The sequence below is a fragment of the Pseudomonas sp. GW823-FHT02F05 genome, from assembly GCF_058797315.1.
Window position 1 is genome coordinate 14627 of the sequence record NZ_JBXAJM010000028.1, and the last position, 13041, is coordinate 27667.

General features: G+C 60.7%; 11 protein-coding genes. All 11 read left to right on the forward strand.

The features are described from left to right. Positions 1-15: 15 nt before the first annotated feature. Positions 16-1272, forward strand: a complete 1257-nt coding sequence (gene arcA / locus AC1RAC_RS25680) for an arginine deiminase (RefSeq protein ID WP_492617093.1) — start codon at positions 16-18, stop codon at positions 1270-1272. Positions 1273-1284: 12 nt separating this feature from the next. After that, the gene (locus AC1RAC_RS25685) at positions 1285-2295 is read left to right on the forward strand and encodes an ornithine carbamoyltransferase (RefSeq protein ID WP_014719695.1); all 1011 of its coding nucleotides are present in this window, start codon (positions 1285-1287) and stop codon (positions 2293-2295) included. Between the two features lie 136 nt (positions 2296-2431). Beyond that, a complete protein-coding gene (gene arcC / locus AC1RAC_RS25690) occupies positions 2432-3361 on the forward strand; it encodes a carbamate kinase (RefSeq protein WP_186527757.1) in 930 nt (309 codons plus the stop codon). Positions 3362-3379: 18 nt separating this feature from the next. Continuing rightward, a complete protein-coding gene (locus AC1RAC_RS25695; protein ID WP_057975114.1) occupies positions 3380-3742 on the forward strand; it encodes a DUF5064 family protein in 363 nt (120 codons plus the stop codon). 173 nt (positions 3743-3915) lie between these two features. Further along, positions 3916-5424 (forward strand): transcriptional regulator GcsR, encoded by a 1509-nt coding sequence (gene gcsR, locus AC1RAC_RS25700; RefSeq protein ID WP_003193823.1) that lies wholly within the window; start codon positions 3916-3918, stop codon positions 5422-5424. Positions 5425-5826: 402 nt separating this feature from the next. Then, positions 5827-6210, forward strand: a complete 384-nt coding sequence (gcvH, locus tag AC1RAC_RS25705; protein ID WP_492617094.1) for a glycine cleavage system protein GcvH — start codon at positions 5827-5829, stop codon at positions 6208-6210. A 10-nt stretch (positions 6211-6220) separates the two neighbouring features. Beyond that, the gene (gene gcvP, locus AC1RAC_RS25710; RefSeq protein WP_198790640.1) at positions 6221-9058 is read left to right on the forward strand and encodes an aminomethyl-transferring glycine dehydrogenase; all 2838 of its coding nucleotides are present in this window, start codon (positions 6221-6223) and stop codon (positions 9056-9058) included. A gap of 161 nt (positions 9059-9219) precedes the next feature. Continuing rightward, positions 9220-10596: an L-serine ammonia-lyase gene (locus AC1RAC_RS25715; protein ID WP_034128553.1), complete on the forward strand. Its 1377-nt coding sequence runs from the start codon at positions 9220-9222 to the stop codon at positions 10594-10596. 39 nt (positions 10597-10635) lie between these two features. Further along, positions 10636-11760: a glycine cleavage system aminomethyltransferase GcvT gene (gene gcvT, locus AC1RAC_RS25720; RefSeq protein ID WP_054898393.1), complete on the forward strand. Its 1125-nt coding sequence runs from the start codon at positions 10636-10638 to the stop codon at positions 11758-11760. Positions 11761-12152: 392 nt separating this feature from the next. Beyond that, a complete protein-coding gene (locus AC1RAC_RS25725) occupies positions 12153-12365 on the forward strand; it encodes a cold-shock protein (protein WP_034128555.1) in 213 nt (70 codons plus the stop codon). A gap of 95 nt (positions 12366-12460) precedes the next feature. Beyond that, the gene (locus AC1RAC_RS25730; protein ID WP_034128556.1) at positions 12461-12949 is read left to right on the forward strand and encodes an RDD family protein; all 489 of its coding nucleotides are present in this window, start codon (positions 12461-12463) and stop codon (positions 12947-12949) included. The last annotated feature ends 92 nt before the right edge of the window (positions 12950-13041 follow it).

The window sequence follows — 13041 nt, forward strand, 5'->3', positions numbered from 1 at the left end:
ACTGGAGGATCTGTAATGACCACGGAAAAAGTGAAGTACGGCGTACATTCCGAAGCCGGCAAACTGCGCAAAGTCATGGTGTGCTCCCCAGGTTTGGCCCACCAGCGGCTGACCCCCAACAACTGCGACGAGCTGCTGTTCGATGACGTGCTGTGGGTGGCCCAGGCCAAGCGCGACCACTTCGACTTCGTGACCAAGATGCGCGAGCGGGACATTGATGTGCTGGAAATGCACAACCTGCTCACCGACATCGTCGCCAACCCCGAAGCGCTGGACTGGATTCTGGAACGCAAGATCACCGCCAACACGGTAGGCCTGGGCCTGGTCGATGAAGTCGGCTCGTGGCTGCGCAGCCTGGAGCCGCGCAAAATCAGCGGATACCTGATTGGCGGCGTATCGGCCGACGACCTGCCGAGCAGCTTCGGTGGCAAGACCATCGAGATGTTCCGCGATTTTCTCGGCCACGCCAGTTTCATCCTGCCGCCGCTGCCCAATACCCAGTTCACCCGCGACACCACCTGCTGGATCTACGGCGGCGTGACGCTCAACCCGATGTACTGGCCGGCGCGACGCCAGGAAACCCTGCTGACCAGCGCCATCTATAAATTCCACCCTGAGTTCACCAACGCGGACTTCCAGATCTGGTACGGCGACCCCGACCAGGAACATGGCGCCGCGACGCTGGAAGGCGGCGACGTGATGCCGATTGGCAATGGCGTGGTGTTGATCGGCATGGGTGAGCGCTCCTCCCACCAGGCCATCGGCCAACTGGCGCGCAACCTGTTCCAGAACAAAGCCGTGGAACGCGTCATCGTTGCCGGCCTGCCCAAATCCCGCGCCGCGATGCACCTGGACACCGTGTTCAGCTTCTGCGACCGCGACCTGGTCACCGTCTTCCCCGAAGTAGTCAACCAGATCGTGCCGTTCACCCTGCGCCCTGACGAGAGCAAGCCCCACGGCATCGACATCCAGCGCGAGAAAACCAACTTCCTCGAAACCGTGGCCGCAGCGCTCAACCTCAAGGCGCTACGTGTCGTCGAGACCGGCGGCAACAGCTTCGCCGCCGAACGCGAGCAATGGGATGACGGCAACAACGTGGTGGCCGTGGAACCGGGTGTGGTGATTGGCTACGACCGCAACACCTACACCAACACCCTGCTGCGCAAGGCCGGTGTGGAAGTGATCACCATCAGCGCCGGTGAACTCGGCCGTGGCCGTGGCGGCGGCCACTGCATGACCTGCCCGATCATCCGCGACCCTATCGACTATTAAGGAGATTCCATCATGGCTTTCAATATGCGCAACCGCAGCCTGCTGTCGCTGATGCACCACACTACCCGCGAGCTGCATTACCTGCTGGACCTGTCCCGCGACCTCAAACGCGCCAAATACACCGGCACCGAGCGCCCGCACTTGCAGGGCAAGAACATCGCGCTGATCTTCGAAAAAACCTCGACCCGCACTCGCTGCGCCTTCGAAGTCGCGGCCCATGACCAGGGCGCCCACGTCACCTACATCGACCCGGTGTCGTCGCAGATCGGCCACAAAGAAAGCATGAAAGACACCGCCCGCGTGTTGGGCCGGATGTTCGATGCCATCGAGTACCGTGGTTTTGAGCAGGAAATCGTCGAAGAGCTGGCCAAGTTCGCCGGTGTGCCGGTGTTCAACGGCCTCACCGCTGAATTCCACCCGACCCAGATGATCGCCGACACCTTGACCATGCGCGAACACAGCGACAAGCCGCTGCATGACATCAGCTACGCGTACCTCGGGGACGCCCGCTACAACATGGGCAACTCGCTGCTGATGATCGGCGCCAAGCTCGGCATGGACGTGCGCATCGGCGCGCCGAAAGCGCTGTGGCCCCATGAAGATTTCATCAAGCAATGCCAGGCCTTTGCCGAGGAAAGCGGCGCGCGCATCACCATCACCGAAGACCCGAAAGAAGCCGTGAAGGGCGTGGACTTCATCCACACCGATATCTGGGTATCCATGGGCGAACCGGTGGAAGCGTGGGACGAGCGCATCGAGCAACTGCTGCCGTACCAGGTCAACGCCAAGATGATGAAAGCCTCGGGCAACCCTCGGGTGAAATTCATGCATTGCCTGCCGGCGTTCCACAACAGTGAAACCAAGGTCGGCAAGGACATCGCGGCGCGCTATCCGCACCTGGCCAATGGCGTGGAAGTGACCGAAGAGGTGTTCGAGTCGCCGGCCAATATTGCCTTCGAGCAGGCGGAAAACCGCATGCATACCATCAAGGCGATTCTGGTGTCGGCGTTGGCGGATATCTAACACCACTCTGATCGTTCCCACGCTCCGCGTGGGAATGCAGCCAGTGGCGCTCTGCGCCACAAGAGCGGACGCAGAGCGTCCGGTGGGGCATTCCCACGCAGAGCGTGGGAACGATCATTTTAGAAGGACATTCTGTATGCGCATCGTCGTAGCCCTGGGCGGCAACGCCCTCCTGCGTCGTGGTGAACCCATGACCGCAGACAACCAACGCGCCAATATCCGCATCGCCACCGAACAGATCGCCAAGATCCACCCCGGCAACGAGTTGGTGATCGCCCACGGCAATGGCCCGCAAGTCGGCCTGCTGTCATTGCAGGCGGCGGCCTACACCAGCGTCTCGCCTTACCCACTGGACGTGCTGGGCGCCGAGACCGAGGGCATGATCGGCTACATCATCGAACAGGAACTGGGCAACCTGCTGGACTTCGAAGTGCCATTCGCCACCCTGCTCACCCAGGTCGAAGTCGACGCCAAGGACCCGGCCTTCCAGAACCCCACCAAGCCTATCGGCCCTGTGTACGCCAAAGCCGAAGCCGAGAAGCTCGCCGCCGAAAAAGGTTGGGCCATCGCGCCCGACGGCGACAAATACCGCCGTGTAGTCGCCAGCCCGCGTCCCAAACGCATCTTTGAAATTCGCCCGATCAAGTGGCTGCTGGAGAAAAAAGCCATCGTGATCTGCGCCGGTGGTGGCGGCATCCCAACCATGTATGGCGAAGACGGCAAGCTGCGCGGCATTGAAGCGGTGATCGACAAAGACTTGTGTTCCTCCTTGCTGGCCACGCAACTGGAGGCCGATTTGCTGGTGATCGCCACCGACGTCAACGCCGCCTTTATCGACTTCGGCAAGCCCACCCAGAAGGCCATCGGCCAGGCCCACCCCGACGAGATGGAAAAACTCGGCTTCGCCGCCGGCTCCATGGGCCCCAAGGTACAAGCCGCCTGCGAGTTCGCCCGTCAGACTGGCAAAACCGCGGTGATCGGTTCACTCTCGGACATCGAAGCCATCGTCCAGGGCAGCGCCGGCACGCGCATCAGCACGGCAAAACCTGGCATCACCTACCTGTGAAGTTGAGGAGAAACGCCTATGGCTATCTTTGAACCCGGCCACTTGCATATCGAGCGACACGCGCTGAACAAGGACGATGTCAGCTACGACCTGTGCCTGGACTACGAAGTCGTCACGGATGACCGCGAAGGCAAAGGCATGCAGTTCACCCTGCATGGCAGCATCCAGGGCAAGGACATGAAGGAAACCTTTTTCCTGCCCAAGGACCAGGCCTATAACTTCGCCAGCAATGTGACCAAGATTGTCGAAAAATACGGCATTCCCAAGACCCATAGCAGCGTCGGTTCACAGCACAAGCATTACGACCTGATGTTTGAGGATGTGCGCCAGCAGTTGGATATGAAATCCGGCGACCCGGTCAAACCCGAACACCTGGAATAACCTGCCCCCCAATCGAATGTGGGAGCTGGCTTGCCTGCGATAGCGACGTGTCAGACGATATTTTCGGTAACTGACCCACCGCCATCGCAGGCAAGCCAGCTCCCACATTTTGATCTCCACCGGCTCCAAGGCATACTGGCCACCCTCAGCACTCCAGAATCAAGATCCGCCCCATGCGTATCCACGTCAGCTTCATCGACCGCGTCGGCATCACCCAGGAAGTCCTGGCCTTGCTCGGTGGGCGCAATCTCAATCTGGATGCGGTGGAGATGGTGCCGCCCAATGTCTATATCGATGCGCCGACCCTCAGCGCCGAAGTGCTCGAAGAACTGCGCGACGCGTTGTTCAGCGTGCACGGCGTGCAAGCGGTAAAGGTCGTCGACATCCTTCCGGGCCAGCGTCGCCACTTGCAACTCGATGCCCTGCTGGCGGCCATGACCGACCCGGTGCTGGCCCTGGACAGTGCAGGCAAGATCCTGCTGGCCAATCCGGCGCTGATCGCCTTGTACGGGCGTGAACCGGCTGGTGAGAGCATCGCCGAGCTGTTCGATGATCCGGCCTTGCTGGAAACCTTGCTGGACCAGGGCTTTCGCTTGCCGTTGCGCGAGATCAGCGTCAACGGCCAAACCCTGCTGCTGGGCGCCACGCCGATCACCGACGCCGGCGCCCTGCTCACCCTCTACCAGCCCAACCGCATCGGCGAACAACTGTCGGCGCTGCACCATGACCATGCCGAAGGGTTTGATGCGCTGCTGGGCGAGTCCCCGGCGATCCGCACGCTCAAGGCGCGGGCGCAACGGGTGGCGGCACTGGATGCACCGCTGCTGATCCAGGGCGAAACCGGTACCGGCAAAGAGCTGGTGGCCCGCGCCTGCCACGCCATCAGTGCGCGCCACAGTGCGCCGTTTCTGGCATTGAACTGCGCGGCACTGCCGGAAAATCTCGCCGAAAGTGAATTGTTCGGCTATGCCCCTGGCGCCTTTACCGGCGCGCAACGCGGTGGCAAACCGGGGCTGATGGAGCTGGCCAACCAGGGCACGGTGTTCCTCGATGAGATCGGTGAGATGTCGCCGTACCTGCAAGCCAAGCTGCTGCGTTTTCTCAATGACGGCAGCTTTCGCCGCGTGGGTGGCGACCGCGAAGTGAAGGTCAATGTGCGCATCCTCAGCGCCACCCACCGCGACCTGGAAAAGATGGTCAGCGAAGGCACCTTTCGCGAAGATCTGTTTTACCGCCTTAACGTGCTCAACGTCGCCGTGCCGCCCTTGCGTGAACGCGGCCAGGACATCCTGCTGCTGGCGCGCTACTTCATGCAGCAAGCCTGCGCGCAGATCCAGCGCCCGGTCTGCCGCCTGGCGCCGGGTACCTATCCAGCCCTGCTGGGCAACCACTGGCCGGGCAACGTGCGGCAGTTGCAAAACGTGATCTTCCGCGCTGCCGCCATCTGCGAAAGCAGCCTGGTGGACATCGGTGACCTGGACATCGCCGGCACCTCCGTGGCGCGCCAGAGCGATGGTGAAGTCGACAGCCTGGAACAGGCCGTGGAAGATTTCGAGCGCAGCCTGCTGGAAAGCCTCTACAGCCGCTACCCCTCGACCCGCCAACTGGCCAGCCGGCTACAAACCTCCCACACGGCTATCGCCCATCGCCTGCGCAAATACGGCATTCCCAACAAACCCTGACGGAATAAACGCGGTTCAACTGTGGGAGCTGGCTTGCCTGCGATAGCGTCGGGTCATCCAACTCCTTAGTGACGGGTAGACCGCTATCGCAGGCAAGCCCCCACAGAAACCGCATTACAGATTTGGTCTGAGAACGACATTCCGTGTACTGAAAGCGCTACAGCGTAACGATATCGCTACAGCCCTGTTTTTTGCGTGCCATGCAAGGCTTTGATCCACATAGGCTTTTTTTCACGCACCTGACTGTAGCGAAATCGCTACAGCTCACTCCTCGGACTTTATAGCGAAATTTATTAACCCATTGATTTATAACGGCTTAATAACGTTGGCCGCAATATTGCTAAGCAACTCCTCATTATTCCAATCCCGTCCACCAGACGATTCTGGCCCTGAGGAGTTTCCATGAGCGAGTTGCGTTTCACTGAAGATCACGAATGGCTGCGCGCCGAAGCCGATGGCAGCGTCACCGTGGGTATCACCGCTTTTGCGCAGAACGCGCTGGGTGACGTGGTTTTCGTGCAACTGCCGGAGTTGCAGGCTTATACCAAGGGCGCCGAAACCTCCACCGTGGAGTCGGTCAAGGCCGCAAGTGGTGTGTACATGCCGTTGGACGGTGAAGTCCTCGAAGTCAACGACAAGCTCGATGGCAGCCCGGAACTGGTCAACGAAGACCCGATGGGCGAAGGCTGGTTCTTCCGCTTTAAACCCGCCGATGCCGATGCAGTGGCTAAGCTGTTGGATCAGGATGCGTACGACCGCCTGATCAAAGCCAACGCTGAAGCTTGAGGAGCGCGCCATGACCGTTAATCTGACCACCGCCAACGAATTCATCGCCCGCCACATCGGCCCGCGCCAGGAAGATGAGCAGCAAATGCTCGCCAGCCTGGGGTTTGATTCCCTCGAAGCCCTGAGCGCCAGCGTCATCCCCGAAAGCATCAAGGGCACCAGCGTGCTCGGCCTGGAAGACGGCCTGAGCGAAGCCGAGGCCCTGGCCAAGATCAAGGCCATCGCCAGCCAGAACCAACTGTTCAAGACCTACATCGGCCAGGGCTACTACAACTGCCATACGCCGTCGCCGATCCTACGCAACCTGCTGGAAAACCCGGCCTGGTACACCGCCTACACGCCGTATCAACCCGAGATTTCCCAAGGCCGCCTGGAAGCCCTGCTGAATTTCCAGACCCTGATCAGCGACCTCACCGGCCTGCCGATTGCCAACGCCTCCCTGCTCGACGAAGCCACGGCCGCCGCCGAAGCCATGACCTTCTGCAAGCGCCTGAGCAAGAACAAAAGCAGCAACGCGTTCTTCGCTTCGGTGCACAGCCACCCACAAACCCTCGACGTCCTGCGCACTCGCGCCGAACCACTGGGCATCGATGTAGTAGTGGGCGATGAGCGCGAACTGACCGACGTCAGCCCGTTCTTCGGCGCCCTGCTGCAATACCCGGCCAGCAACGGCGATGTGTTCGACTATCGCGAACTGACCGAACGTTTCCACGCCGCCAACGCACTGGTCGCCGTGGCCGCCGACCTGCTGGCCCTGACCCTGCTGACGCCGCCGGGTGAATTCGGCGCCGACGTCGCCATTGGCAGCGCACAACGCTTTGGCGTGCCACTGGGCTTCGGTGGCCCGCACGCGGCGTACTTCTCCACCAAGGATGCGTTCAAGCGCGACATGCCAGGCCGTCTGGTCGGTGTTTCCGTCGACCGCTTCGGCAAGCCGGCCCTGCGCTTGGCCATGCAAACCCGCGAGCAACATATCCGCCGCGAGAAAGCCACCAGCAACATCTGCACCGCGCAAGTGCTGCTGGCCAATATCGCCAGCATGTACGCCGTGTACCACGGCCCCAAGGGCCTGACGCAGATCGCCCAGCGCATTCACCAACTGACCGCGATCCTGGCCAAGGGTTTGACGGCCCTGGGCCAGAAAGTCGAGCAGGCACACTTCTTCGACACCCTGACAATCCACACCGGCGCCCACACCGCAGCCCTGCACGACAAGGCCCGCGCCCAGCGCATCAACTTGCGCGTGGTGGATGGCGAACGCGTTGGCCTGTCGGTCGACGAAACCACCACCCAGGCCGATATCCAAGCCTTGTGGGCCATCTTCGCCGATGGCAAAACCCTGCCAGCCTTTGCTGCAACCGAAAGCACCCTGCCGAGCGCCTTGCTGCGCCAGTCGCCGATCCTCAGCCACCCGGTGTTCAACCGTTATCACTCGGAAACCGAGCTGATGCGCTACCTGCGCAAGCTGGCCGACAAGGACCTGGCCCTGGACCGCACCATGATCCCGCTGGGCTCGTGCACCATGAAGCTCAACGCCGCCAGCGAAATGATCCCGGTGACCTGGGCCGAATTCGGTGCCCTGCACCCGTTCGCCCCCGCCGCGCAAAGCGCCGGCTACCAGCAACTGACCAGCGAACTGGAAGCCATGCTCTGCGCGGCCACCGGTTACGACGCGATCTCCCTGCAACCCAACGCCGGTTCCCAGGGTGAGTACGCCGGCCTCTTGGCCATCCGTGCCTATCACCAGAGCCGTGGCGAAGAACGTCGCGACATCTGCCTGATCCCGTCGTCAGCCCACGGTACCAACCCTGCGACCGCCAACATGGCCGGCATGCGCGTGGTGGTCACCGCTTGCGATGCACGCGGCAACGTCGACATCGAAGACCTGCGCGCCAAGGCCATTGAGCACCGCGAGCACCTCGCAGCACTGATGATCACCTACCCCTCTACCCACGGCGTGTTCGAGGAAGGTATTCGCGAAATCTGCGGGATCATTCATGACAACGGCGGCCAGGTGTACATCGACGGCGCCAACATGAACGCCATGGTCGGCCTGTGCGCACCGGGCAAGTTCGGCGGCGATGTGTCCCACCTGAACCTGCACAAAACCTTCTGCATTCCCCACGGCGGTGGCGGCCCGGGCGTTGGCCCGATTGGCGTCAAGTCGCACCTCACGCCATTCCTGCCCGGCCACGCCGCCATGGAACGCAAGGAAGGCGCGGTGTGCGCTGCGCCGTTCGGCAGCGCGAGCATTCTGCCGATCACCTGGATGTACATCAGCATGATGGGCGGCGCCGGCCTCAAGCGTGCGTCGCAGTTGGCGATCCTGAATGCCAACTACATTTCCCGTCGCCTGGAAGAGCACTACCCGGTGCTGTACACCGGCAGCAATGGCCTGGTGGCCCACGAATGCATCCTGGACCTGCGCCCGTTGAAAGACAGCAGCGGCATCAGCGTGGACGACGTGGCCAAGCGCCTGATCGATTTTGGTTTCCATGCGCCGACCATGTCGTTCCCGGTGGCCGGCACCTTGATGATCGAGCCCACCGAAAGTGAATCCAAGGAAGAGCTGGACCGCTTCTGCGACGCCATGATCGCCATCCGCGAAGAGATCCGCGCGGTAGAAAACGGCACCCTCGACAAAGACGACAACCCCCTCAAGAACGCGCCGCACACGGCTGCGGAACTGGTGGGCGAATGGAGCCACCCATACAGCCGTGAACAAGCGGTGTACCCGGTGGCTTCATTGATCGAAGGCAAGTACTGGCCGCCGGTTGGCCGGGTCGACAACGTGTTTGGAGATCGCAACCTGGTGTGTGCGTGCCCTTCTATCGAGAGCTACGCCTGATCTGACGGGAGATACGCGGCCAGTGTGGGAGCTGGCTTGCCTGCGATAGCGGTGTATCAGCCGACAGTGATGTTGCCTGACCCACCGTTATCGCGGGCAAGCCCGGCTCCCACATTGACCGAGTCGGCTTTCAGAAAATAATAAGAAACCGGAGAACAACCATGTCCCTTAGCGTGTTCGACCTGTTCAAGATTGGCATCGGCCCCTCAAGTTCCCACACCGTCGGCCCGATGCGTGCCGCTGCTCGATTCGTCGAGGGGCTCAAGCGTGACAACCTGCTGGAGGCCACCACCGGCATCAAGGTGGAACTCTACGGATCACTGGGCGCCACCGGCAAAGGCCACGGCAGCGACAAGGCTGTGTTGCTGGGCCTGGAAGGCGAACACCCGGACACCGTGAATACCGAAACCGTGGCAGCACGCCTGGCGCAGATGCGCAGTGACGGGCGCCTCAACCTGCTCGGCGAACACAGCATTGCGTTCAACGAGAAAGAACACCTGGCGATGATTCGCAAGCCCCTTGCCTATCATCCCAACGGCATGATCTTTCGTGCCTTTGACGCCGCCGGCATCCAGACCCGCAGCCGCGAGTACTACTCGGTCGGTGGCGGTTTCGTGGTGGATGAAGACGCGGCGGGCGCCGACCGTATCGTCGAAGACGCTACCCCCCTGACCTTCCCGTTCAAACACGCCAAGGACTTGCTCGGCCACTGCACCACCTATGGCCTGTCTATCAGCCAGGTGATGCTGACCAATGAAAGTGCCTGGCGCCCGGAAGCCGAAACCCGCAGCGGTTTGTTGAAGATCTGGCAGGTCATGCAGGATTGCGTCGATGCCGGCTGTCGCAACGAAGGCATCTTGCCCGGAGGCTTGAAGGTCAAGCGCCGGGCAGCGGCCTTGCACAGGCAGTTGTGCAAGAACCCGGAGTCGGCGCTGCGCGACCCGCTGTCGGTGCTCGATTGGGTCAACCTGTATGCGCTGGCGGTCAACGAAGAAAACGCCAATGGCGGGCGCGTGGTCACCGCGCCCACCAACGGCGCGGCCGGGATCATTCCCGCCGTGCTGCATTACTACATGCGTTTTATCCCCGGCGCGAACGAAGACGGCGTAGTGCGCTTTTTGCTCACCGCGGCCGCCATCGGCATTTTGTACAAGGAAAACGCTTCGATCTCAGGCGCCGAAGTCGGTTGCCAGGGCGAAGTCGGCGTGGCCTGTTCCATGGCCGCAGGCGCACTCTGCGAAGTGCTGGGCGGCAGCGTGTCCCAAGTGGAAAACGCCGCCGAGATCGGCATGGAACACAACCTCGGCCTGACCTGCGACCCAATTGGCGGGCTGGTGCAGGTGCCGTGCATCGAGCGCAATGCCATGGGCTCGGTGAAGGCGATCAATGCGGTGCGCATGGCCCTGCGTGGCGACGGGCAGCACTTTGTGTCCCTCGACAAGGTCATCCGCACCATGCGCCAGACGGGCGCCGACATGAAAAGCAAATACAAGGAAACCGCCCGTGGCGGTTTGGCGGTCAACATTATCGAGTGCTGACGCCCACAAGCGCGTCGGCACGTTTTTCAGGAGTTGAATATGTCCACCGAAACCCTGTTGAAAACCCCATTGCATGCCCTGCACCTGGAACTGGGCGCACGCATGGTGCCCTTCGCCGGCTACGACATGCCGGTGCAGTATCCATTGGGCGTGATGAAGGAACACCTGCATACCCGTGAACAGGCCGGGTTGTTCGACGTCTCCCACATGGGCCAGATTCGTCTCACTGGCGCGAATGCCGCCAAGGCTCTGGAGACCCTGGTGCCCGTCGATATCATCGACCTGCCAGTAGGCATGCAGCGCTATGCGATGTTCACCAATGAGCAAGGCGGCATCCTCGACGACCTGATGGTCGCCAACCTGGGCAACGACGAATTGTTCCTGGTGGTCAACGCCGCCTGCAAGGACCAGGACCTGGCGCACCTGCGTACACATATCGGCGACCAATGCACCATCGAACCGCTGTTCGAAGAACGCGCCCTGCTGGCCCTGCAAGGCCCTGCGGCAGTGAAAGTATTGGCGCGCCTGGCCCCTGAAGTCACTCAGATGACCTTCATGCAATTCGCCACCCTGCGTTTGCTGGGCGTGGACTGCTACGTCAGCCGCTCCGGCTACACCGGTGAAGACGGTTTTGAAATCTCCGTGCCGGCCGCCAATGCCGAGAGCCTGGCCCGCAGCCTGCTGGCCGAAACCGAAGTGCAGGCGATCGGCCTGGGCGCTCGCGATTCGCTACGCCTGGAAGCCGGCTTGTGTTTGTACGGCCACGACATGAACACCGACACCACGCCAATCGAAGCCAGCCTGCTGTGGGCGATTTCCAAGGCTCGGCGTGCCGATGGCGCACGGGCCGGCGGCTTCCCTGGCGCCGACCGCATCTTCACTCAGCAGCAAACCGGTGTGGCGCGCAAACGCGTAGGCCTGCTGCCGCAGGAGCGTACCCCGGTGCGTGAAGGCGCTGAAATTGTCGATGCACAAGGTACGGTTATCGGCAGCGTCTGCAGCGGGGGCTTTGGTCCAACCTTGGGCGGCCCTCTGGCAATGGGTTACCTGGACAGCGCATTTGTCGCACTGGATACCGAAGTTTGCGCAATGGTACGTGGGAAAAAGGTGCCACTGCGTGTAAGTAAAATGCCATTTGTTCCGCAACGTTACTACCGTGGCTGATTGACTGTTTCTATAAGTAACGCGGTTGCGTTAACGTGCACTAAACTGTAACGCAACCGCCATAAAACAGTGCATTCACGATAGGCTTTTTATAGCTGAGGCCCTATAACAAGTGAATAGATCTATCGAATAAGCCAGTATCAGAACATTCAACAAAGTGTCATGAGCCCCAGTAAAATCAGGGCCTGCACAAGGGCTTGTTTTTTTCATATTAGTTGGCGTAGAGTTTGCCCACTGTGTTTGCATGGGTCGCTTGGAACCTGGACCTGGGCAGTAGCTCAAGTAGTTTGCTACAACCCGTTCGACGTCTCTTACTTTCCTGCAACCCAGCCCAGTACTCTTTCGTTTGAAAGGGGCTGTCATTAATTTTTAGCGTCAAAGGAAAGAAGAAAATGGCTGAGCGTCAGAGCGGTACCGTCAAGTGGTTCAACGACGAAAAAGGCTTTGGTTTTATCACTCCTGAAAGCGGCCCGGATCTGTTCGTGCATTTCCGCGCTATTCAGGGCAATGGCTTCAAGAGCCTGAAGGAAGGCCAGAAAGTGACTTTCGTCGCTGTGCAGGGCCAGAAAGGCATGCAGGCTGACGAAGTCCACGCAGAAGCCTGACCCTTACCTGCGACAAAAAGCCCCTGATATGACATCAGGGGCTTTTTTATGGGCGCCATTGCGTAAACTGCGTGCTTTCTCCAGAGAGCCCTGCCATGTCCAAACCCCTGTTGAGCCCCCAGGGCGAATTCCCCGCCGTTGGCCTGGGCCGCCGCCTGGCAGCGATGTTCTACGACTTTCTTTTATGTACCGCACTGCTGATCGTCACCGCTTTTATCTACAAGCTGGTGTGGATCGCCTTCGTGGGCGAAGCGAAGATGCGCACGCTCACCGAATCCGGCGCGCTGGACGGTGACCCGTTGCTGTCCACGATCCTGCTGTTCGTGCTCTTCGGGTTCTTCGCCAAGTTCTGGACTCATTCGGGGCAAACCCTGGGCATGCAGGTGTGGGGCGTGCGCGTGCAGAACGCCGACGGGTCGCGGATCAGCCTGTGGCAGGCACTGCTGCGTTTTGTGGTGTCGATTGCGTCATGGCTGTGCGTGGGGTTGGGATTTATCTGGTCGTTGTTCGATAAACACAAACGCAGCTGGCATGACATCTATTCGGATACGCAGTTGGTGCGGATCCCGAAGCAAAAGAAGTAACTCAAGCGCATCACAGATCAACTGTGGGAGCTGGCTTGCCTGCGATAGCGGTGTTGCAGTCAAAAACACCTGTGACTGTTACACCGCTATCG